The organism is Paenibacillus illinoisensis NBRC 15959 (assembly GCF_004000925.1).
Classification (GTDB): domain Bacteria; phylum Bacillota; class Bacilli; order Paenibacillales; family Paenibacillaceae; genus Paenibacillus; species Paenibacillus illinoisensis.
The window spans coordinates 84,125-106,846 of the sequence record NZ_BIME01000007.1; the positions used below are offsets into that span (position 1 = coordinate 84,125).

A 22,722-nucleotide genomic window follows, 5' to 3' on the forward strand; every position below is an offset into this window, starting at 1 on the left:
GGATGCCGGCTTTTTTTGCGGGCTAATGTGGGATCATAAGGAATAAAGAAAGAGAGCGTTCGCGCGTAGGAGGCAGCGACATCAGCAAATAAAAAAACGGCTTCAGCTGACGTTAAAACATCAGCTGGAGCCGTTAGTTGAATGGCTGGGTATTAACTGCACGCGCAGTTCAATACAGGTTTACGTGCTGCTGTGGTCTCATCCAGACGGGTAACCGGCGTCCCATAAGGTGCATTGAGTACCAGTTCAGGTGTCTCTTCTGCTTCCTTGGCAATACGAATCATAGTATCGATAAAGCCATCCAGCGTTTCTTTGCTCTCTGTTTCCGTTGGTTCAATCATGATACATTCCTCTACGTTGAGCGGGAAGTAGACGGTTGGTGGATGATACCCGAAATCAAGCAGTCGTTTGGCTACATCCAATGTTCTTACACCATATTGCTTCAGGCCCCGGCCAGACATGACAAATTCATGCTTACATACGCCTGGGTACGGAATTTCGTAATAAGGTGCAAGACGTGCCATCATATAGTTTGCATTGAGTACGGCACATTCGGATACCCGGCGCAAGCCTTCAGGTCCATACGTACGAATGTAGGCATAGGCGCGTACCAAGATACCGAAGTTGCCGTAATACGCTTTGACCCGACCAATCGATTGATCTCCTTCCCGATCCAGGGCGTATTGTCCCTGATCGTTCTTGATCACCATCGGTTTCGGCAGGAACGGAATCAGACGATTTTTTACGCCGACGGGTCCGGCACCAGGACCACCTCCGCCATGCGGAGTACTCATCGTTTTGTGCAAGTTCAGATGTACGACATCGAAGCCCATGTCCCCAGGACGGGTAATACCCATAATGGCATTGGAGTTGGCTCCGTCATAATAGAGAAGGCCACCGGCTTGATGCACGATGGAGGCAATCTCCTGAATGTCCTTTTCAAACAATCCCAGGGTATTTGGGTTGGTCAGCATCAAGGCTGCAGTATCGGAACCTACGGCTGCACGCAGTGCATCCAGATCGACCAGACCGTCTGCACGGGATGGAATGGTTATTGTCTCGAAGCCAGCCACGGTTGCACTTGCCGGGTTGGTGCCGTGTGAAGAATCCGGGACAATGACTTTGGTCCGCTGTTCACCACGACCTTCGTGATAGGCACGAATCATCATGAGTCCGGTCCATTCACCATGTGCACCAGCTGCTGGTTGCAGGGTCACCGCGTCCATGCCAGTCAGACCTGCAAGGTCGTTTTGCAACGTGTAGAGCAACTCAAGTGCACCTTGAATACTGGATTCAGGCTGATACGGATGGATTTTGGCAAATCCATTGTAGCGAGCAACATCCTCGTTAATCTTCGGATTATACTTCATCGTACAAGATCCGAGTGGATAGAATCCGTTATCTACCCCGAAGTTCCGGCGGGAAAGGGCAGTATAGTGACGAATGACATCTACTTCAAATACCTCAGGCAGTGCAGCTGCTTCCGAACGCAGCATTTCCCGGGGAATCAAGCTCGCGGGATCTTGACGCGGAACATCGCATTCAGGCAGGGAGTAAGCGACACGACCCGGGCTGCTCAGTTCAAAGATCAGTGATTGCTCTGGAGCAGGCGATGCTGCTTGTGTCATTTGTTGCGTGCTGGTTTCGGCTTGGGAAGGAGCTGCCGTTTCCGGCTGTCCTTGGATGGTTGTCATTTCCTGAGTCACAGCGATCCCTCCAATACACGTGCGAATTCGTCAATCTCTTCCTTGCTGCGCCGTTCCGTAACAGCGACCAGCATATGTCCGGCAAGCTCCGGGTAATCCCGTCCAAGTTCATATCCTCCGATGAAACCGGCATCCAGCAGCTTCAACTGAAGGGCATCGACGTCTGTCCCTTCTGGTAGCTGGATGACAAACTCATTGAATGTGGGTGCTTTAAAGGTCAGGCTGACTCCAGGAATTGCTGTCAGTGCTTGAAGAGCATAATGACTCTTTTGCAAATTCAGGTCAGCCACATCAACCATGCCCTGTCTTCCCATAGTGGACATATACACCGAAGCGCTTAGGGCAAGCAATGCCTGGTTGGAGCAAATATTGGATGTCGCCTTTTCACGGCGGATATGCTGTTCACGTGCTTGGAGCGTAAGTACAAAACCACGTTTGCCGTTGCGATCCGTTGTCTGGCCAACGATTCGACCGGGAATCCGGCGCATATGAGCCTGGGATACAGCGAAATATCCACATGTCGGACCACCGAGCGAAGCAGAGATGCCAAGGGGCTGTGCATCACCGACAACGATGTCAGCACCCAGCTTGCCTGGAGCTTCGAGCATACCAAGCGCCAGCGGGTTTGCGCTGACCACGAGCAGACCCTTGTGCGCATGTGCGAGGTCTGCAGCCTGTTTTACATTTTCCACGGCACCGAAGAAGTTCGGACTCTGGATCATGACAGCTGCGGTATCATCCGATACGGCGGCTTGAAGGGCATCCCAATCGGTCACCCCGTTCTGATAACCAACTTCGACAATCTCCAAATTCAGACCATGGGCATAAGCCTTCAACACTTGACGGGCTTCAGGATGAACGGTACGGGAGACGATTAGCTGTTTGCGGCGAGTTGCCGCTGCGGCCAGATTCCCTGCTTCTGCAAATGCGGTCGCGCCATCATACATGCTCGCATTGGCTACAGCCATGCCAGTCAGTTCACAGATATACGATTGAAATTCGAAGATCGCCTGGAGCTCGCCCTGACTGATTTCGGGCTGATATGGCGTATAGGCGGTATAGAACTCGGAACGGGAAATGACGTGATTAATCACGGAAGGGATATGATGATCGTATATGCCTGCGCCCAGGAAACTGGCGTGTGTCTCAAAATTGGCATTGGCGCCAGCCTGCTTCGACATGTGGCGTGTCAGCGCATATTCATCCAGCTTGGAGGAGACCGGAAGCTCGCCTTGATAACGAATCTCCTGCGGGATGTCATGGAACAGATCCTCAATCGTTTCCACACCGATGGTTGCGAGCATGGCGCTCTGATCCTGTTCAGTCATAGGAATGTAGCGGTGCTTGTTCATGCTTGATCAGCTCCTTGGGTAGGTGTCTTTGACGTACGTGTCCGTTTATGAAAAGGGGTCTTCACAACTTCGGCTTTCAGCTTTTTGCCACGAATCTCAATCTCGAGCGGGGTGCCGAGTGCAGCATATTGGCTGTTAATTAGGGCGAGCCCCAGATTGCGCTTCAGCGTAGGGGACTGTGTACCGGTTGTTACTTCCCCGATCTGCACGCCTTCCGCGTAGATGGGATAGTGGGGACGTGGAATCCCGCGCTCCAGTACTTCAATGCCGACCAGTTTACGGGAAGGTCCACCATTCTTTTGCTGCAATAGTGCTTCGTGTCCGATAAAAGGTCCGGCATTAAGCTTCACAAACATGCCAACGCCTGCTTCCAGCGGTGAAATGGTCGGCGATAGTTCCTGTCCGTAGAGGGGCAGCTTCGCTTCGAATCGAAGTGTATCCCGTGCACCAAGTCCAGCTGGAACCAGACCGTGATCAGCGCCAGCCTCCATTAATCCGTTCCAGACCGCAGCGGCCTGATCTGCCTGTACGTATAGTTCGAAGCCGTCTTCTCCGGTATAACCGGTGCGGGACAGCAGCAGTTTTACACCACAGACCTCAGCATTCTGTACAAAACGAAAAGGCTCGATTATGGATATATCAGTATCTGTAACTTTTCCGATGATGTCTGCAGCAAGCGGGCCCTGTAGAGCCAGGAGAGCTGTTTCCGCGGAGTCATTCGTCATGCTCACCCCAGGAACCATGTGCTCTTGCAGCCAGGCCCAGTCCTTGTCAATATTAGAGGCATTCACGACGAGCATATAATGCTGATCTTCCAGCTTGTATACGAGCAGATCGTCCACTACGCCACCGTCCGGGTAACACATTAACGTGTATTGTGCCTGGCCAGGAACCAGTGAAGTCACGTCGTTGGTCGTCAGTTTCTGCAAAAATGCTTCGGCCTCTTCACCCTGTACCGTGAATTCACCCATGTGGGATACATCGAACAGTCCGGCCCGTTCTCGCACCGCTTCATGTTCCTTCTGAATCCCACTGAATTGAACCGGAAGCTCCCAGCCTCCAAAATCGATGCACCGTACACCTTCATATTGCTGATAAAGTGGATAGAGTGGAGTTCTAAGCAAATCGGACATCAAATCACCTCGTTATGGCCGCTACTGGGCCGAGTGTATAACATGAATGATTCTTTTCTTGGATAAGTATGGTTAAGGCTGCTGATGACAGCGCCGGCTCGATCCTGACTTTCGTTTTTTTGGGAAAAAGGAAAAGGACAGGCCAAAGAACCGGCATGCCAGAAGCACGCTGTATTCTTAGGCTCTGTCCTTGGTACCTGAGAGTTACCCCGCCAATAGGTTGCAGCAGGTTTCCCCTTGGGTGATCATAACGCCCATACCGGGCGAATAGATGCTCTCCAGAGTTGCGTCCCGTAAAAGTCCTTTTGCCTGAGAGATTCACCTCCCGCTTGTCGGGTGGTTTACTCCTTCGGCGTTACCGCGTGCATCCAAGAGTTGGGCGTCACGGGTAATCTCTCCCTTTACATTCATCCGCGGGTGATGCACACAACGATTAACATTTACTCTCTCATTAAAACGTGAATCCACTATCGATGTCAAGAACGATATCACAGAAATTAATAAAAAACCGAATAATATTTAGTGATCTCAATTTATTGTTCGTGTATATAAAAAGAGTGCGCTTACTATTCTAATATTACCCATTATATGTAGAGTGAGGGTGTTTGCGTTACAGGCTGTAATCATCAAAAATCAAATAATTTGTGAGGTATCTTGACATTTCAATCGAAAATATCTTACGCTATGTTCTGGGAAAAAGGTTGGCCGAAGGACGCATGCACTCATTAATGAAAAGCGAGGCGGATATCGATGAGCGAATTGAAAAGTGATTTCCTGTACAGTGAAGAGCACGAGTGGGTGCAAACCGTAGGGGAGGATACTGTACGGATCGGCATTACCGAGTTCGCGCAGCATCAGCTGGGTGACATTGTGTTTGTGGAATTGCCTGACCTTGAATCGGATGTAAAAGCGGAAGATAGCATTGGTACGATTGAATCCGTGAAGACGGTTTCGGATTTGTTTTCTCCGGTAAGCGGTTCGATTATTGCTGTGAATGAAGCCCTGCAGGATGCACCTGGACTCGTCAACAGTTCGCCTTACGAAGAAGGCTGGATGATTGAGATTCGTGTTGAAGGTGATTTGACAGCAGCGTTGTCTAAACTGATGAATGCTGATGCATATCGTAAGCACACCGAGGAGTAGAATGTATTTGCACTAAATAACCTAAATTAATCTATGATTTTTTTCATAAATTGGACGGTCGTGCACGTCTTCAGAGCCTGTGTGAGCCTTGATGCTCATGCAGGCTTTTTGTGTTCCCAAGGACAGGCTTGTGGCCATATGAGACACTTGAACAGGATGGAAAAAGGCTGAATCGCACATGCTATATTATTGAATTTAGTACCGTAAATGATATAAGTCACACACGGAAAAAGCCAAGTATATCAATGGTTAGAGCCCTCTCATCATCATAAAAACGATTACATAAACACAATGTTGTCATCAATGATCATGACGAAAGTACGCTTTCATTTCGTTGAACCGGAGACCAATCTGGCTTAGGATAACAGCAGGGGAGAAATGAGACCCCTTTCATAAATGATAACTACTTGATCCGAGGAGGATAATACAATGAGTAACTTGGACCAAACGTCCAATTCCAAAGGCGGTCTCCGGGTAGGCGTTCAGCGTTTTGGCCGATTCCTAAGCGGTATGGTTATGCCGAATATGGGTGCGTTTATTGCATGGGGATTAATTACGGCACTCTTTATTGAAAAGGGCTGGTTCCCTAACGCGGATCTGGCACTGTTAGTAGATCCGATGATCAAATATTTGCTACCACTGCTTATCGGTTACACTGGAGGTACGATGGTGCATGGCCAGCGTGGTGGTGTCGTTGGTGCCATCATGACCATAGGGGTTATCGTCGGCAGTGACATTCCGATGTTCCTGGGTGCCATGATTGCCGGACCTCTGGCCGCATGGATCATTAAAAAGTTCGATAAAGCCATTGAAGGCAAGATCAAAGCAGGGTTTGAGATGTTGGTTAACAACTTCTCAGCCGGTATTATCGGTGGTATCCTGGCGATCATTGCACTGCTGGGTATCGGACCTGCTGTAGAAGGAATTAGCACCGTATTATCTGCTGGTGTACAGGGGCTGATGAATCTGGGATTGCTCCCACTCGTCAACCTGATTATTGAACCAGGGAAGGTATTGTTCCTGAACAACGCAATCAACCACGGCATTCTAACACCGATTGCAACAGATCAAGCGAGAGAATTGGGTCAATCTGTATTATACATGCTTGAATCGAACCCGGGTCCCGGACTTGGTATCCTGCTGGCTTACTGCTTCTTCGGTCGTGGAACAGCAAGATCTTCTGCACCGGGTGCCGTTATCATCCACTTCTTCGGGGGAATTCACGAAATTTATTTCCCTTACATTCTGATGAGACCGATTCTGATTCTTGCGGCAATCGCAGGCGGCGTGGCAGGTACAGCAACCTTCATGCTTACCGGAGCCGGACTGGTCTCAGCACCTTCACCGGGTAGTATCATTGCATATTCCCTGTTAACGCCAAAAGGTGGATATCTGGCGATGCTTGCCGGGGTGGCTGTGGCCGCGATCGTATCCTTCCTGGTTGCAGCACTGCTGCTGAAAACAGGTAAGCAAAAAGAAGAAGATCTGGAGTCTGCAGCGAATCGCATGAAAGACATGAAGAGCCAAGGCAATACAGCGAATGCTGCCATTACAGCAGATAATCGTGAAGCAGACAGAGCCGCGGATTTGGCTTCTTCAACTGTGAAAGCAAAAACCGATGTGAAGAAAATCGTCTTCTCCTGTGATGCAGGTATGGGTTCAAGTGCCATGGGGGCTTCCATTCTCCGCAAGAAGATGAAAGCTGAAGGGATTGACGTTGCGGTAACCAACACGGCAATCAGTGATATCCCGCAGGACGCAGACGTTGTTATTACGCAGAAGACATTGACGGACCGTGCCCGCAGCGTGGCACCGAACGCAGAACATATATCCATCGACAACTTCCTAAAAAGCCCGGAATACGATGCGCTCGTTGAACGCCTGAAATAACAGGTTGCGATCGTTTTCCCTGAGCCGGAGGCTTGAGATATGAGTATTACGAAAAGACAGCGTGAAATTGTGGAGTTCCTGTTGGAACATCCGCAGGAAGTAACCGCCGGCGACATTGCAATTGCGGTCAAAGTCAGTACACGAACCGTCCATCGGGAGCTTCAGATGATTGAGAAGTGGCTTGAACCCTTTGGCATGAAATTGGAAAAAAAATCAGGAACCGGGGTCCGCATAGATCCTGGTTCCGATGATTTGGCTTCACTGCGTGAGCAGCTGGAGCTGAACGAATATGTGGAGTTTACGCCCGAAGAGCGTAAACTCTTCATGCTTTGCATTTTGCTGGATGAGGCGGAGCCTGTAAAACTGCTGGCGCTTGCATCGGAACTGAGAGTAACGGTCTCGACCGTGAGCAATGATCTGGATGAACTGGAACCCCGGATTCGTCAAGCAGGCCTGAAGCTGGTTCGCAGGCGAGGATACGGAGTGAAGATCAATGGCAGTGAAACGGCCTATCGCGCAGCAATCGCAGGACTTGCGCTTGAATATCTGGATGAATCTGATCTGTTCGGAAGGCAACCTGACCAGGGAATTTCCAAGGTGAACCAGAAGCTGCTGGGCATGATTGGCCATCGTGATGTACTGACGGTCGAGAATGCGTTATGGCAGCCGGATGTTGACTGGCTCGAAAATATTCCGGAGCGACAGTATACCAAATTGCTTATTCAACTATCCGTTGCGCTGGTGCGCATTCGCAAGGGGTTTACCGTCGGACGCATTCCTTCTTCGGATAAAAAAGCGGTTTACCCTTCTACGGGAGATCAAAGCGTGCCTGAATACATGGCTGCGAGACTATGCAGCGTGCTCTCTGATCAGCTTGGCATTTCGTTTGCCAAGGAAGAACAGAGCTATTTACACAAATTATTAATTGAAACCGAGCAGCTTATTCACTCCACACGCTTACTGCCTGTTGACGATCTGGTATTGCTGGACATGGTTCGTTCCCTGATGGATCAGATGCAGGGGAGAACGGGCTATGCATTCCAGGAGGATCGTCTTCTGCGGGAAGGGCTGATTGCCCATATGCAGCCGGTGATGGAGCGGATTGGAGGCAGGCAAAGCATACGTAACCCACTGCTTCAGCAGATTCGCAAGGATTACGATTCGTTGTTCGGGGATGTGAAGAACGCAGTGCATGACGCATGGCCGGATACGGACGTGCCGGATGAGGAAATTGGATTCCTGGTCATGCATTTTGGCGCTTCGATCGAGCGATTACGTGTGCTGAAGCGCGAGATTCGAGCCATTATCGTGTGCACAAGCGGAATTGGCTCATCCCGTATGCTTTCCAGCCGGTTGTCCAAGGAGATTCCGGAGATCCGGATTGTGGACAGTGCATCATGGTATGAGGCTGCACGGATCCCCGAAGAGGACTATGACCTCATTTTATCCACAGTCGATCTGCCGATGGAACCGCATCAGTATTACAAGGTGAGTCCCTTGTTAACAGCGGAAGAAAGTGAACGTTTGCGTCTGTACATTCAAAATACGACGCTGCAGCGGGTACAAGTTAAGTATGGAGAGAGTAAAGCAAGTGCAAAGGCACCTGACCGCCATGCTGATCCGGCGGGGCTTGATGCCACACTCATTGAAATCGTTAGAATCACAGGCAAGTTTCAGGTGTTTCCACTGGATAACCACAAGATGGGCTTTTATGAAACAGTATTTGCCATGTGCAAGGTACTGCAGGAATCCGGGGTGCTGAAGGACCCGGAAGAAATCGCCAGGCTGCTTGAAGCTCGGGAAAAGGTGGGCAGCCAGAAAATTCCGGATACATCACTCGCGCTGTTTCATACCCGCAGTGATGGCATTTATAGGCCGTCCATCAGTCTGTTTCAATTATCAGAGCCGCTGCTTGTGACGACGGAGGACCCGGTTGGCGTCAGCCATATCCTTCTGATGGTTGGACCGAGGGAGTTATCCCGGGAGAGCCTGGAGGTGCTAAGCGAGATCAGCGCATTGTTACTGCAGGATGAGATGATTACACTGCTGGAAAAGGGAGTCCGGGATGATCTTATTCATTATCTGTCCCGGGAATTGGTTGGATTTTATCGAAGTAAAACCGAAATTGGAGGTTAATAAACATGAGCATACTTACAACAGACAAAGTGGTTATGAACGCAACGGCACAGGACAAATATGAGGCTATTCGCATGGCTGGACAGATTCTGAAAGACGCAGGACATATTACTGCCGATTATATCGACAAGATGCTTGAGCGTGAGGAGATCGTATCGACTTACGTGGGCAATGGACTCGCCATTCCACACGGAACCAAAGAATCCAAATCGTTCATTCTGTCCACAGGCATTTCGGTGATTCAGTTTCCGCAAGGTGTAGATTTTGGGGATGAAAAAGCCTACATGGTGATCGGTATCGCCGCTCAGGGCGGTGAGCACATGGAGATTCTGACCAGCATTGCGGTCATTTGTGCGGAAGATGAGAACATGGAAGCACTTCGTTATGCCAAAACGGCGGAAGAAATCATTACCATTCTCGAAAGTGAAATGGAACTATGAGGGCCCTTCATTTCGGAGCAGGTAATATCGGACGCGGGTTCATCGGATTAATCCTGTCACGGGCAGGATATAATGTCATCTTCTCGGATGTGAACCAGGAGTTGGTTAAGGCATTACAGGAGCGTGGACAGTATACGGTCGAATTGGCAAACGAAACAAAAGATATGGAAACGGTCAAAGGGGTAGGTGCCATTGATGGAACGCAGCTGGAGACGGTTGCCCGGAACGTTGCAGAGGCAGATCTTGTTACGACCGCAGTCGGAGTGGGCATCCTGAAACATATTGCACCAGGCATTGCCAAGGGGCTTGAGGCAAGATTAAATTCAGGTTCGGTACAGAAACCACTTCACATCATTGCATGTGAGAATGCCATTGGAGCCAGCACACAGCTGAAAGAGCATGTGTATGCTCTGTTGGAAGAACCCGTTAAGGCTCTTGCTGATCAATTTGTGTATTTCCCTGACTCCGCAGTAGACCGGATTGTTCCAATCCAGCATCACGAAGACTCGCTTCATGTTCAGGTTGAACCTTTTTATGAGTGGGTTGTGGACCGTTCACAGATGGCGCCTGCATTCCTTCCGATTGAAGGTGTACTCTATGTGGATGACCTTGAGCCTTATATCGAGCGGAAGCTGTTTACCGTCAATACGGGACATTGCTGCGCTGCATATCTCGGTTACGTGAACGGGTATGATACGATTCAGAAGGCGATTGCAGACGACAAAGTGAAATCTTTTGTCTATGGTGCATTGCAGGAAACAGGTGAGGTTCTTGTGAAACGGTTTGGTTTCGACCCCGAAGATCATCAGAAGTATATAAATAAAATTTTGGAGCGGTTTGTAAACCCGCATCTCACCGATGAAGTCACCCGGGTAGGTCGTTCGCCGCTGCGGAAGCTTTCTCCCAACGACCGTCTGGTTCGTCCGGCGCTACAGGCACATGACTATGGAATGGGCACGACGAACCTGGCAAGAGGCATGGCGGCAGCCTGCAAATTCGATGTGCAGGATGATCCGGAGGCAGCAGAGCTTCAGGATATGATCAAACAAAAGGGCATTGCTGCAGCACTTAGTCACTACACAGCCATGGATGAGCAGCACCCTGTGCTCAAGCAGGCTGTAGAACATTATCATCAAATGTAACCGATAAAGAGATACCTTATATAGCGATGGACGTGGCGCATGATCAAACCCATTGCAAAACAAGAGCCTCACAGGAGTTAACTGTGAGGCTCTTGTTGGTGTTCGGTCTGATTTTTATAGGTCTCCAGACATCGCTGACAGATGCACGATTTACGCCGCTGCTCTGCCGGAATGCGGTCAAACACACCTTCGGGAAACTCGGCATGGTTACACCAGCATTCCGAATGGGGACGGCCAGCCGCATAGGAGCAGCCATTGGCCTCCCCGCACAGAGGGCATAAGAGCACATTGGTCGGGAAGTCATTGGTCCCTGTCTTCTTGGTCTGTGAATTGGAACTTCCGCTCATGGCACGCCTACTTTCTCCATATCGTCATACTTCATAGTATAACAGGGCTGGCCCTATTCTTCAGGTGGCAATTCAATCGTTAGCCCTTCGACATGTTTACGTCCCATTAATTTGCGCTTCTTCCGATTCTCCTTCGTCTCCAGTACAATATCCAAATCATAGTCATCGCCTGGATACAGCTCATCTGCAGATATATGAAGTGTGAGGCGTTTCTTGTGAATTTTGACTTTCCGCCCGCGCAGCATTACCCCGATATTTCCGCGGCTGTCTTCCACGTCACAGACGATTCCTGACTGGTTGAGATAGGCTGCGTATACACGATCCCCTTTTCGAAATTTTTTCGCTGGGGGAACTGACTTTGTATCTTCTACCTGCAGGGATGGATTTCCAGCTTCAGTCGTTTCCGGGGAATGTACTTTCTTCTCCGTCCTCTGTGCAGCTGCGGATTTCGGAAATGGCTCAAGGACAGAACTCTCTGTTGATATTGGTTTCACTATCGGCATGATGGAGCTCATGCTGTTGATAGGACTCTTCGATATGCCCTGGTCCGATATGGACTGGGAACGATCAATAATGCGCTGTGGCAACCCCAGCTTCAAGGCGATGGAATAGGCGTAGCTCTCCCCTGCTTCACCGATACGCAAACGGTAAAGGGGCTGCAGCGTAGCCGTATCGAATTCCATCCGTGCATTTTCAAATCCTGGAGCGGCGGCAGCAAAATGCTTGATTTCCCCAAAGTGAGTGGTAGCCACTACGGTCGCTCCGCGGCTGTGCAGTTCCTCCAGCATGGCGATGGAAAGACCGACCCCTTCTCCCGGGTCTGTTCCGGATGCCATCTCATCAATCAGCACAAGGGTGGATGCATCAGCCTGCTCCAGAATGCCGATCATGTTGCGGATATGAGCTGAAAAGGTGCTGAGTGCCTGTTCCAAACTTTGTCCGTCTCCGATATCGACAGCCACTTCATGATATACGGCCATCTCGCCGCCTTCACCCACAGGAACGAGCAGACCGGACTGCATCATCAGGGTGAGCAACCCCAATGTTTTGAGCGCTACCGTTTTACCGCCTGTATTTGGCCCTGTAATGATAAGTGAGGAATAATCCCTTCCGATGGCAAAATCAAGCGGAATCATGGAGGCGCCCATCAGAGGATGGCGCGCCTGCTGAAGCGTAATTCGGCCCGATGTATTTACCTGGACCGTACGTCCATCCATGGTTGCCGCGTATTTCGCTTTGGCAAACAGGAAATCAAGGACACCTACCGTCTCGGTATTCAGCGCAATTTCGCGGTTATAGGATTCTGCGAGCGACGTTAAATCACCCAGGATTTTCATTTCTTCTCTGGATTCCTCGGCTTGCAGTGAAGCGAGTTCCATCTGCAGTCCCACCAGTTCCGCGGGTTCAATATAAACGGTTTGCCCGCTCCCTGATTCATCCAGGACGCTGCCTTTCACCTGCTTGCGGAATTCTTTCTTGATGGGTAATACCGTTCTTCCGCCGCGCTGACTGATTACGTTCTCCTGCATAATGGACCGGTGCTTGCTCACGAGAGAATCCAGCTTGCGCTTCATTCGTTCCTCGTTCACGGTCATCTTTTTCCGGATACGTGTCAGTTCCTTGCTCGCCTGATCCTGAATTCGGCCGCTGTAAATGCAGCGTTCGATCTCGCTTAACAGGGATTCCATCCGCATCATGGATGCAGCATACCGGCTTACCGTAGGAGCTGCTTCGGATTTGCCCTCCATGTATTTCATTAATTGTGCACAGCTTCGCAGAAACTGGGCAAGTTGAGTGAAGTCCCTTTCACTAAACAGATAACCGGTACCGAGCAGATCCATAATGGTCTCCATACCGTCAAGCGAAGGGATGGGAACACTGGCCCCGTAACGGATGAGAGCAGAGGCCTCTTCTGTTTCCGCGAGGCGCATCTGGATCAGCCCGGGGTCCACCATGGGTTTCATTTCTTTCGCGTAACGTTTGCCCAGATAAGAAAGGGCGCAGGAAGCGACGTTGTTTTGAATTTGATGATAGCCCAGTGTATTCATTGTGTTTTCATTCATGCTTGATCTCTCCTTGGATTTTGAATTTGTAACTTCGGTTGTAACTCAGAATCTATTCCTGAAAACGCAAAAAGGGCGGAGAATGAACAAACGTCATTCTCCGCCCTGCATGTAGGGGAAAGCAGAGTCCATGATAGGTCTATACAAAAAAATCCACGCTGAACACAGCGCGGAAATAGACCCGGACAAGTACAATCCCGGAGGCGATTTATGATATCCGCTGTTCTTAACTAAGTACAGGGTTATGGCGCATCAAGAAATACACGTATGCCATAAGGCACAAGCGCACATGAAAGGCCAAACTCCTGAATATGAAACTTGATTAGTTAAGAACGCTCACCGACATCAAAATCTCTCCTTCGAATTGAGGAATATGCCTCCACTATAAACTGGAAATGGCCCCAAAGTCAATCTTAAGAATAAATAGTGGACTTGAATAAGATTGGGTTTTAAAATAACAATAGTAAATTAATCCAATGAAAGCGATATTATACAGATGGATATGCATTCCATCAGGCATTCAAATAGGCAGATTCTATACAAAGGAGGATGCTCAAATTGCCTAAATATTTGCTGCGTTTGCTCTGTTTTACCATGATTCTTGGAGCCCTTCCAGTCATCGTCATCGGTTCCGTCTCCTATTCGATCGCTTCGCGTGACATTGAACAAAAAGTACGTGAGAGCAATCTGCAGATTTTGCATCAAACCCAAATGCGGGTAGAACAGGTTTTACGCAGCCTGCAATTGTCATCCATCCAGTATGTGAATTCTCCCTTGGTGCTGCAAGCCATGAAGAAGCCGCTGGACAGCTCCGAGTTTCAGGAAATACGTGATCTCACGTCTGGATTCAACAACCTGCAAGCGGTTACAAATATAGATCAGGCCTATCTGGTTAACCTGGATCAAGACTGGGTGGTCTCCATGAGGTCCTTTGGAAAGTTGGATGATTTCAGTATCCGGGACCGTATCGGCTCCTATCTCACCTATGCGAACAGTCTGTTCTGGGTGACCCAGAATAAAAATTCATCCACAGAAAGCGTACCGGCTTCAGCGGGGGTATCTGAGGGTTCACAGGAACAGATGCCCACACTCATTTCATCGGATGATGTCGTCAGCATGGTATTTAAAATTCCTATGGTACCGACGAATGTTAGTCCAAAGGGGTTTCTCGTGATTGATATCGCTGATGCGGAGATTAGCACGTTTCTGAGCCAAAATCCGAACACCGGGGATATGTATGTACTGGACCGGGATCAGAATTTTTTTCTGAACGATACGGGAGAAGAGGAGAAGTATGCGGGCCTGAATGAAGAGATTCAGGCGAAGGTGGAGACGAGCAGCCAGGCAGAGGGCTTCTTTAACGCTGAGGTGGAAGGAAACCCGGTGGCCGTCAGTTACAGGAAATCTCCACTTAATGGGTGGCTGTATGTATCAGTGGTATCTCTTGGACAGATCACCGCCCAATCGCAGAAAATTGCAGTTGTTACCGGAGTGGCTACACTGGTCATGCTATGTGTAACCGGGTTGTTCGCGATATACGGAAGCCGGCGGATGTATTCTCCCATTTCCAGGCTGCTGCAGTTTACGAAAGGGCTGGATTCTCCGGCCTTGCAGACAGGCCGTCGTCAGGATGAATTTATTTATATTGAGGAGCGTTTATCCACACTGTTCAGCTCGGAAAAAACGCTGCGGGAGCAGATGAAGGGACAGCATGTTCATCTGGAGGAATTTTTCATGACCAAACTGCTGACCGGAAAAATCTCGGAAGAGGATTTCAGATATCAGGGAGAACGTTATGATTTCCCGTCAGACTGGTCGAGTCTTGGTGTGCTTACACTTCAGATTGATACACTCGAAGGAACAAGGTACGAAGAACAGGACAGGGATCTGCTGTTGTTTGCCGTTAACAATATGGTTGGGGAGCTTCTGCCTGCGGAATTGCGCTTCACCCCGGTTATGATTGATGATGCACAAGTGACGGTTCTGGCTTCAAAGCTGAATGATGAGCTGCAGCTCAAGGAATGGATGCACACCCAGGCGGAATGGATCAGGGAACGCGTAGTCACCTATCTCAATTTGCCCGTAAGTATCGGCATAAGCCGTTCCTATTTTGCCATCGGAGATACACCTAGGGCGTATCAGGAGAGCCGGGAGGCGCTGCAGGGCAGGGTGAGCCTGGGAAGCCGTATCATTTTGCATTATGAAGATATCCAGCCGCGAGGCCAGACCGAGGCAGCCTTATATACACAGCTCAGAATGATTGAGGATCAGCTGGCCTCTGCCTTGAAACAAGGCGATGAAGAGAAAACCGATATGTATTTTTCACAGTATCTGGGGCTGCTCGCTGACAAGAAACTGCATTTTAGTGAATATCCCGTCATTATGGTTCAGCTTCTGTCTCGTGTGTACCAGCTTGTGCAGGAACAGGGAGGGGATGTGGCCGAAGTGCTTGGTGAGAAGGCATCCATGGCTCAGCTGCTGAAGCTCTCCACCCTTGATGAAATGACGAACTGGTTCCGTAAACGGTTATTTGTACCCGTCATTCGTTTCTGGCGGGAGCAGGAAGAATCACAGTATATGAACATTGCCCGGCGGATGATCCGATTAATCGAGGAACGCTATGACCGTGAACTGTCATTGGAAGCCTGTGCGGAAGAGCTGAATTTCCATCCTGTTTATTTAAGCCGGGTATTCAAGAAGGAAGCCGGCGTGAATTTCACTGAATATCTGGCAGAGTATCGAATGGAAAAAGCCAAGACCTGGCTTCAGACAACCAACCTCAAAATATCGGAAATTGCCGAGAAACTAAATTACACCAACCCCACTGCGTTTATCCGAACGTTTCGTAAAATTACGGGAACAACTCCCGGCAAGTACCGGGAACAGCAGCGGTAAAACAAAGCCTGCTCTGCCTGCCATGGCGGGCAGGCTTTTTTATGTTTGTACACCTTGCTGACGACGCTCCATCGTCCCGGGTTAAGACAGGATTATAGAGGTTAAAACGAGTGCATCCGCGCCTGGGATTCCAACGGGGGAAGTGTCGTAAACCCTTGCCTGGCAAGGAAAAACAAGAAGCTAAAACCGGACGATAGCCAGTGATTCGTTTATCCTCCACAATGAAGGCATGAGTTCAGGAATTGAACTTTTGTAATCGTTTCCAATGTGGGGAGGAAAACACTATGAAAGCCGAAACGACGGCTCGGACACGGCCCGCTGCCCGCAGTGACAAAAACCTGCTGTGGAGGGACGTTATCAAAAACCGGTGGCTCTACATCATGCTGATACCGGGAGTGCTTTACTTTGTTATTTTCAAATATATACCCATGTATGGCATTACGATGGCTTTTCAGGATTACACACCGTACAAAGGAATTTTGGGGAGTGACTGGGTAGGACTCAAGCATTTTCAGCGTTTCTTCGGGGAACCGCAGTTCTGGACCCTGTTCCGGAACACGTTTTTGCTGGCGATCTATAATCTGGTCTTCTTCTTCCCCCTGCCCATCGTGCTGGCACTGATGCTGAATGAAGTGCGCCGTGAGCGATTCAAGCGTTTTGTACAGACGCTGGTCTATGTTCCGCACTTTGTATCATGGGTTGTGGTCGTTGGGGTGTTCTATATGCTGTTTACTACGGAGGGCGGCGCCATCAACGAATTGCTGTACAGTCTGACGGGGCAAAAGATTGCGTTCCTGCTGGAGCCAGGCTGGTTCCGTTCCATGATTGTCGGACAATCCATCTGGAAAGAGGTGGGCTGGGGTACGATTATTTTCCTCGCGGCACTTTCCGGTGTAGACACGCAGCTCTATGAAGCTGCGCGGATTGATGGAGCCAACCGCTGGCGCCAGACTTGGCATATTACGCTGCCTGCCATCCGCAGTACGATCGTGATTTTGCTCATTCTTCGTCTGGGCAACTTCCTGGATACAGGATTTGAACAGATCTTCCTGATGCTGACGCCAACCAACCGGGATGTGGGTGAGGTATTTGATACCTATGTATACACCAAAGGTCTGACGCAAGCACAGTACAGCTACAGCGCTGCTGTCGGTTTGTTCAAGTCGGTTGTTGGGCTTGCGCTTGTACTGGGTGCCAACAAGCTGGCCAAAAAATTCGGGGAGGAAGGCGTCTACTGACATGAGCAAGCAGACGTCTTCACCAGACAGGAGTGAACATTAAGATGCAACAGGATAAAACGTGGGGCAACCGAATCTTCGATATCGTCAATCATGGTTTGCTGCTGTTGATCGGAATCGTGACCGTCATTCCGTTTATCTACATTCTGGCTGTTTCGTTTACCAGCCCGCATGAGGTGGCGAAGGGAGGATTCATCCTTTTCCCCAAAGAATTCTCCCTGGCGGCCTATCGCTACATTTTCTCGACAGATACACTGATTCGCAGTCTCGGAGTCTCGATCTACATTACTGTGGTCGGTACATTGATTAACTTGTTATTCACGTCACTGATGGCGTATCCGCTATCCAGAAGATATCTGCGAGGACGGCAGCCGATTCTGCTCGGCGTACTGTTCACCATGCTGTTCAGCGGAGGCATGATTCCGACCTATTTCGTGGTTAAATCGCTGCATCTGACCGATACGTTATGGTCCTTGATGCTGCCTACCGCCATCAGTGCATTCAACCTGATTGTACTCAAGAACTTTTTCCAGGCCATTCCGGATGAACTGGAGGATGCTGCCAAAATCGACGGCTGTAATGATGTCGGCGTTCTGTTCCGTATTGTACTGCCTTTGTCGATGCCGGCGATGGCCACGTTCTCCCTGTTCTATGCAGTCGCTCACTGGAACAGCTTCTTCAACGCCGTCATCTACATCAATGACAGCGAGAAGTGGCCGGTTCAAGTATGGCTTCGTGAGATTGTCATTCTGGCTCAGAGCCGGATTGGTGACACGAGTATTGAGGAGACGGAGATTCAGCCGCTGACCATTCGCATGGCTGTCATTGTATTCTCAACGATTCCGATCATGCTTGTGTATCCATTCCTGCAAAAGCATTTTGCCAAAGGAGTGATGCTGGGGTCTGTGAAAGGTTGAGATTGGTGATTGAATGGATGGTTGCAATGCAATATGCAGCATGCGGAATCAGCAATGTATAAAAGGGGAGGTTTTCATTTGATGAGAGGAACAAAAAAGAAAGCTCTGGCTGTCCTGAGCACACTTGCACTGGTAACGGGATTGCTGGCTGGATGCGGATCGGATGAGGGTCAGGCTGCCGAAGGCGGCGTACAGAACATCTCCATTGCGATTGCACAGGTAGGTGATGTGCCGGGTAAAGGAAATGAGGTCCAGCAAAAAATCGAAGCCTTTACCAATACCAAGCTCGATATTCAGTGGATTCCCGCTTCGGCGTACAATGACAAAATTAATGTCATGATCGCTTCCAGCGATATGCCGAAGATCGTCAAAGTGCAGTACAACCCGACAGTAACAAGTGCCATGCGTAACGATGTGTTTTGGGAGATCGGGCCCCTGCTCAAGGATTATAAAAATCTGTCCGCCCAGAACGAGCGCTTCTTCAACAACATCAAGGTAGACGGAAAAGTCTATGGCGTGCCGGTGTTCTCTGATATTGCACGGGCGACGGTCATTTACCGCAAAGACTGGTTCGATAAGCTGAATCTCAAGGTACCGACCACGCCGGATGAATGGTATGAAACAATCAAAACCCTGGCAACTTCCGATCCGGATGGAGATGGGCAGGATAACACGTTCGGTCTGATGCTGTTCAAAAAATATAATGAAGATCAATATTCCTTCACAACGCGTCTTGGCGTAAGCTTCGGTGCACCGAACAAGTGGAAGGTTGAGGATGACGGCAGCTTCACACCGGAATTCATGACGCCGGAATACATGCAGGTGCTGGATCTGCTGAAACGGTTGTATGATGAGAAGCTGCTGAATCAGGACTTTGCCGTTTTTGATTCCACGGAAGCGGAGAAAAAGTACGACTCCGGCGTTGTCGGCATGCGTGTCGGCGTAGCACAGAATGGTAAGAGTCAGCAGGAGCGTCTCTCCAAGAATGACCCGGATGGGGTGGTTGACATTGCAGGTTTGCTTGGAGCGAACGGCGACCGTGTTGCGGGCCAGACAGGCAACTCCGGCATATTGGCCTTTCCTAAAGCAACCGTGAAATCCGAAGAGGAGCTGAAAAGCCTGCTGAGCTTTTTGGATAAGTTGATGGAACCGGAGATGGCAACACTGCTCATGCGTGGAATAGAAGACAAACATTACACCAAATTGGGCGAGGATGAAGTGGAAATGAGCGATTTCGATGCGTTCCAGCGTGAGGTGAAGCCATATCGTGACAATCTGCCATACGTTGAAGGTTACAATGTGCCGAAATTGAAGGATACCGAGCTGGGTGTAAAAGGAACCGAGCTTGCCAAAGAGCTGGCCGAACATGCCGTTCCAAACCCTGCGCTTACGTTATACTCGCCGACCTATGGTGATCGCGGGGCTGATCTGGATCAGATGATTGCCGATGCGCAAACCAAATACATCATGGGCAAGATTGATGAAAATGGCTGGAAACAGGAGATTGAGAACTGGGCTAATGCGGGCGGAACGAAGATTCGCGAGGAATACGCAGAAGATTACAAAAAACAGGCTCAATAAGCGAGCGGATGCGGAGGGTATCGATGAAGGAAACCTTGCAGTTCACACCGGTACGAATGGCCGATCAATTCATGGAAAGTTACCGCAATCATCAGCTGTACCCCACCTGGCATTATGAGAACGGCTGCCTGCTGAAGGCGCTGGAAGAACTGTATCATCGTACGGGGGAAGCCAAGTATTACGACTACATCCGGGAGCTGATGGATCACTTTATTCAGGAGGACGGCACGATACGCTCGTATAACGTTGAGGAGTACAATCTGGACCAGATTAATCAGGGGAAATCCTTATTTTTCCTCATGGACCAAACAGGTGAAGCGAAATATCGCAAGGCAGCAGACCTGCTCATGGTTCAGCTCAAAGGGCAGCCACGCACGAGTGAAGGTGGTTTCTGGCACAAGAAGATCTATCCTTTTCAGATGTGGCTGGATGGGTTGTATATGGCGACTCCGTTTCTCACGCAGTATGGGGCAGTAATGGGCGAGGAAAAGTGGTTTGACCGGGCGGCTCTGCAGCTGCTGCTGGTGGAGAAGCATACCCGTGATCCGCGCAGCGGTTTGCTGTATCATGCCTGGGATGAAAGCAGGGAGCAGCGCTGGAGTTCGGGAGAAACCGGCTGTTCTCCCCATGTCTGGAGCCGGGCCATGGGTTGGTACGTAATGGCCGTGGTGGATACACTGGATCATCTGCCAGTAGATCATGAACAGCGCGGCCAGATTGTCGGCATATTCGAACGCGTGGCGAATGCACTTGTGCATGTACAGGATCAACAGACAGGGCTCTGGCCTCATCTGCTGGATCAGCCGGGACGTGAGCGCAATTATCTGGAAGCTTCGGGTACATCTATGTTTGTATATGCACTGGCCAAAGGTGTACGCAAAGGTTACCTGAGCGGCAAGTTCAAGGAGATCGCAGATAAAGGATACCAGGGGCTGCTGCAGCACTTGCTGCAAACGGACCGTGAAGGTGTACTGTCGCTGACCCAGTGCAATGGTGGTGCAGGTCTTGGGGGAAGTCCGTATCGTGATGGGTCGTACGAATATTATGTAACCGAGTCGATCCGAATCAATGATCCGAAATCGGTTGCCCCGTTTATTCTGGCAGGTGTGGAAATGGAACTGGCTTAACGCTGGTTCTTTTCTTCAGACAGAATTATGATAGCGCCTTCATTCAGGCGAGCCTATTGCTGGTAATAACGATAATACAAAAGGGAGAGATGGTTCATGAGTGCAAAAGGTCGGGTGTCCCGTATAGGCGGATTTGTTGTCATTGGTGCAATGTCCGCCGGACTACTTGCAGGTTGTGGAGGAGAAAAAGCTCCGGCCGCCGGGGAAGGCAAGTTTCCCATTTCCATCTCGTTGATGCAGGTAGGCGATGTGCCCGCGAAGGAGAATGGGGTGGAGCAAAAGATTGAGCAGTATACGAATACGGATGTCAATGTTCAGTGGATTCCGCAGTCGGCTTTTGATGACAAGGTGAACGTCATGGTTGCTTCCGGAGAGATGCCGACCATTATGCGCGTAAATTACGTGCCGACCACGTTCAATGCAGCCAAAACGGGACTGTTCTGGGAGCTGGGGCCCTACCTGAAGGATTATAAAAATCTGTCTGCCCAATCCGAGGCCTATTTTAACAATATCAAGATTGAGGGCAAAATTTACGGCATTCCGAACTTCCGCGATATCGGACGAACGGCCATCGTATACCGCAAGGATTGGTTTGACAAGTTGAAGCTGGATGTGCCGAAGACACTGGATGACTGGTATGAAGTGATGCGTTCCATGCGCAAGGATGATCCTGACGGGAATGGCAAGGAAGATACGTATGGTGCGCTGCTCTTCAAGAAGTATAACGAAGGCGTGTCTTCTCCGCTGACCCGGATTGCCGTGAGTATCGGTGGTGTGAACAAGTGGGGGGTGGATGATGCGGGTAAACTGACTCCGGAATTCCTGACCACTGAATATGTAGACACCATGAAGCTGTTCAAGCGACTGTTCAGTGAAGGGTTGATCAATAGTGATTTCCCTGCTCTCGATCCTTCCGATGCGGATAAAAAAATGGACTCTGGCCTGGTCGGGATGAAGCTGAACGGCGTGGCCCAGAACGGCAAGTCATCCCAGCAGCGGCTGACGCCTAACGCTCCGGATGGGGTGATCGATGTAGCTCCGTTCCAGGGAACAGATGGTATACGCATCGCCGGGGAACCGGGGAACTATGGCATGCTGGTGATCCCGAAGGCTGCCGTCCCGGATGAGGAGCAACTGAAAAAAGTGCTCACCTTCCTCGATCAGCTGATGGATGAAGAGCTGAGTACGCTGCAGCTTCGCGGGCTGCTCGATGTGCACTACACCAAGACAGCGGACGGTAAAACCGAACTCAAGGACTTTGATGCTTATCAACGCGAAGTGAAGCCGTACCGTGACAATTTGTTAAGTGTTGAAGGATACAACGTGGCTGAATTGGTTGATGTCCCGATTGGCATGAAGGGCACCAAGATGGCTCGCGAGAATGAGCAGTATGCCATTCCGAATCCTGCGCTGACACTGTCATCGGCCATCTACACCGAGCGGGGTCAGGAACTGGATCAGATGATCTGGGATGCACAGACCAAGTACATTATGGGCAAGCTGGACGATGCAGGCTGGGAGCAGGAAGTGGCTAACTGGCGAAAAGCCGGGGGAGATCAGCTGATCTCTGAACTGGAGGCATCCTATGCCGAACTGAACGGGAAATAAAGCA

16 protein-coding genes and 2 riboswitches are annotated in these 22,722 nt (G+C 49.9%); of the genes, 11 read left to right on the forward strand and 5 right to left on the reverse strand.

What is annotated here, in order from left to right:
* Positions 1 to 152 precede the first annotated feature (152 nt).
* The 3 genes from gcvPB to gcvT form a co-directional block, all read right to left on the reverse strand.
* Positions 153 to 1,628 (reverse strand): aminomethyl-transferring glycine dehydrogenase subunit GcvPB, encoded by a 1,476-nt coding sequence (gene gcvPB / locus PIL01S_RS17740; protein ID WP_127538855.1) that lies wholly within the window; start codon positions 1,626 to 1,628, stop codon positions 153 to 155.
* A 74-nt stretch (positions 1,629 to 1,702) separates the two neighbouring features.
* Positions 1,703 to 3,058, reverse strand: coding sequence for an aminomethyl-transferring glycine dehydrogenase subunit GcvPA (gcvPA, locus tag PIL01S_RS17745; RefSeq protein ID WP_127538663.1), 1,356 nt, complete (start codon positions 3,056 to 3,058; stop codon positions 1,703 to 1,705).
* Positions 3,055 to 4,191, reverse strand: coding sequence for a glycine cleavage system aminomethyltransferase GcvT (gene gcvT / locus PIL01S_RS17750; protein ID WP_127538664.1), 1,137 nt, complete (start codon positions 4,189 to 4,191; stop codon positions 3,055 to 3,057). Before gcvT ends, gcvPA begins: the two co-directional genes overlap by 4 nt.
* A gap of 182 nt (positions 4,192 to 4,373) precedes the next feature.
* Positions 4,374 to 4,475, reverse strand: a riboswitch (glycine riboswitch).
* A gap of 3 nt (positions 4,476 to 4,478) precedes the next feature.
* A riboswitch (glycine riboswitch) is annotated at positions 4,479 to 4,602 on the reverse strand.
* A gap of 339 nt (positions 4,603 to 4,941) precedes the next feature.
* On the opposite strand from gcvT, the gene gcvH reads away from it, so the two are divergent.
* The 5 genes from gcvH to PIL01S_RS17775 all read left to right on the forward strand — a co-directional run bounded on the left by gcvH (position 4,942) and on the right by PIL01S_RS17775 (position 10,942).
* The gene (gene gcvH, locus PIL01S_RS17755) at positions 4,942 to 5,334 is read left to right on the forward strand and encodes a glycine cleavage system protein GcvH (protein WP_127538665.1); all 393 of its coding nucleotides are present in this window, start codon (positions 4,942 to 4,944) and stop codon (positions 5,332 to 5,334) included.
* 429 nt (positions 5,335 to 5,763) lie between these two features.
* The gene (locus PIL01S_RS17760) at positions 5,764 to 7,224 is read left to right on the forward strand and encodes a PTS mannitol transporter subunit IICB (RefSeq protein WP_127538666.1); all 1,461 of its coding nucleotides are present in this window, start codon (positions 5,764 to 5,766) and stop codon (positions 7,222 to 7,224) included.
* 39 nt (positions 7,225 to 7,263) lie between these two features.
* Positions 7,264 to 9,360, forward strand: coding sequence for a BglG family transcription antiterminator (locus tag PIL01S_RS17765; protein ID WP_127538667.1), 2,097 nt, complete (start codon positions 7,264 to 7,266; stop codon positions 9,358 to 9,360).
* Between the two features lie 5 nt (positions 9,361 to 9,365).
* Positions 9,366 to 9,800, forward strand: coding sequence for a PTS sugar transporter subunit IIA (locus PIL01S_RS17770; protein ID WP_095359756.1), 435 nt, complete (start codon positions 9,366 to 9,368; stop codon positions 9,798 to 9,800).
* The gene (locus PIL01S_RS17775; protein WP_127538668.1) at positions 9,797 to 10,942 is read left to right on the forward strand and encodes a mannitol-1-phosphate 5-dehydrogenase; all 1,146 of its coding nucleotides are present in this window, start codon (positions 9,797 to 9,799) and stop codon (positions 10,940 to 10,942) included. The genes PIL01S_RS17770 and PIL01S_RS17775 overlap by 4 nt, the downstream gene beginning before the upstream one ends.
* Positions 10,943 to 11,019: 77 nt before the next feature.
* Here PIL01S_RS17775 and PIL01S_RS17780 read toward each other — a convergent pair whose 3' ends face one another.
* Positions 11,020 to 11,289, reverse strand: coding sequence for a cysteine-rich CWC family protein (locus tag PIL01S_RS17780; protein ID WP_127538669.1), 270 nt, complete (start codon positions 11,287 to 11,289; stop codon positions 11,020 to 11,022).
* A gap of 53 nt (positions 11,290 to 11,342) precedes the next feature.
* On the reverse strand, positions 11,343 to 13,352 hold the full coding sequence (locus PIL01S_RS17785) for an endonuclease MutS2 (protein WP_127538670.1): 2,010 nt from the start codon (positions 13,350 to 13,352) through the stop codon (positions 11,343 to 11,345).
* Between the two features lie 558 nt (positions 13,353 to 13,910).
* Between PIL01S_RS17785 and PIL01S_RS17790 the strand changes: the two genes are divergently transcribed.
* The 6 genes from PIL01S_RS17790 to PIL01S_RS17815 all read left to right on the forward strand — a co-directional run bounded on the left by PIL01S_RS17790 (position 13,911) and on the right by PIL01S_RS17815 (position 22,718).
* Positions 13,911 to 16,247, forward strand: a complete 2,337-nt coding sequence (locus PIL01S_RS17790) for a helix-turn-helix domain-containing protein (RefSeq protein WP_164764268.1) — start codon at positions 13,911 to 13,913, stop codon at positions 16,245 to 16,247.
* Positions 16,248 to 16,531: 284 nt separating this feature from the next.
* Positions 16,532 to 17,485 (forward strand): ABC transporter permease, encoded by a 954-nt coding sequence (locus PIL01S_RS17795; RefSeq protein WP_095289557.1) that lies wholly within the window; start codon positions 16,532 to 16,534, stop codon positions 17,483 to 17,485.
* 44 nt (positions 17,486 to 17,529) lie between these two features.
* A complete protein-coding gene (locus PIL01S_RS17800) occupies positions 17,530 to 18,402 on the forward strand; it encodes a carbohydrate ABC transporter permease (protein ID WP_095289558.1) in 873 nt (290 codons plus the stop codon).
* Between the two features lie 81 nt (positions 18,403 to 18,483).
* A complete protein-coding gene (locus tag PIL01S_RS17805) occupies positions 18,484 to 19,983 on the forward strand; it encodes an extracellular solute-binding protein (protein ID WP_127538672.1) in 1,500 nt (499 codons plus the stop codon).
* 23 nt (positions 19,984 to 20,006) lie between these two features.
* Complete coding sequence (locus tag PIL01S_RS17810) at positions 20,007 to 21,110, forward strand: glycoside hydrolase family 88/105 protein (RefSeq protein WP_127538673.1); 1,104 nt, start codon at positions 20,007 to 20,009, stop codon at positions 21,108 to 21,110.
* Positions 21,111 to 21,206: 96 nt separating this feature from the next.
* Positions 21,207 to 22,718: an extracellular solute-binding protein gene (locus PIL01S_RS17815; RefSeq protein ID WP_127538674.1), complete on the forward strand. Its 1,512-nt coding sequence runs from the start codon at positions 21,207 to 21,209 to the stop codon at positions 22,716 to 22,718.
* The last annotated feature ends 4 nt before the right edge of the window (positions 22,719 to 22,722 follow it).

Excerpts from the sequence above, each read along its gene's own strand:
- PIL01S_RS17775 (WP_127538668.1), top strand. The coding sequence starts at position 9,797 with ATGAGGGCCCTTCATTTCGGAGCAGGTAATATCGGACGCGGGTTCATC.
- gcvPA (WP_127538663.1), bottom strand. The coding sequence starts at position 3,058 with ATGAACAAGCACCGCTACATTCCTATGACTGAACAGGATCAGAGCGCC.
- PIL01S_RS17785 (WP_127538670.1), bottom strand. The coding sequence starts at position 13,352 with ATGAATGAAAACACAATGAATACACTGGGCTATCATCAAATTCAAAAC.
- gcvH (WP_127538665.1), top strand. The coding sequence starts at position 4,942 with ATGAGCGAATTGAAAAGTGATTTCCTGTACAGTGAAGAGCACGAGTGG.
- PIL01S_RS17810 (WP_127538673.1), top strand. The coding sequence starts at position 20,007 with ATGAAGGAAACCTTGCAGTTCACACCGGTACGAATGGCCGATCAATTC.
- PIL01S_RS17760 (WP_127538666.1), top strand. The coding sequence starts at position 5,764 with ATGAGTAACTTGGACCAAACGTCCAATTCCAAAGGCGGTCTCCGGGTA.
- gcvT (WP_127538664.1), bottom strand. The coding sequence starts at position 4,191 with ATGTCCGATTTGCTTAGAACTCCACTCTATCCACTTTATCAGCAATAT.
- PIL01S_RS17765 (WP_127538667.1), top strand. The coding sequence starts at position 7,264 with ATGAGTATTACGAAAAGACAGCGTGAAATTGTGGAGTTCCTGTTGGAA.
- PIL01S_RS17770 (WP_095359756.1), top strand. The coding sequence starts at position 9,366 with ATGAGCATACTTACAACAGACAAAGTGGTTATGAACGCAACGGCACAG.
- PIL01S_RS17795 (WP_095289557.1), top strand. The coding sequence starts at position 16,532 with ATGAAAGCCGAAACGACGGCTCGGACACGGCCCGCTGCCCGCAGTGAC.
- gcvPB (WP_127538855.1), bottom strand. The coding sequence starts at position 1,628 with ATGACACAAGCAGCATCGCCTGCTCCAGAGCAATCACTGATCTTTGAA.
- PIL01S_RS17780 (WP_127538669.1), bottom strand. The coding sequence starts at position 11,289 with ATGAGCGGAAGTTCCAATTCACAGACCAAGAAGACAGGGACCAATGAC.
- PIL01S_RS17815 (WP_127538674.1), top strand. The coding sequence starts at position 21,207 with ATGAGTGCAAAAGGTCGGGTGTCCCGTATAGGCGGATTTGTTGTCATT.
- PIL01S_RS17800 (WP_095289558.1), top strand. The coding sequence starts at position 17,530 with ATGCAACAGGATAAAACGTGGGGCAACCGAATCTTCGATATCGTCAAT.
- PIL01S_RS17805 (WP_127538672.1), top strand. The coding sequence starts at position 18,484 with ATGAGAGGAACAAAAAAGAAAGCTCTGGCTGTCCTGAGCACACTTGCA.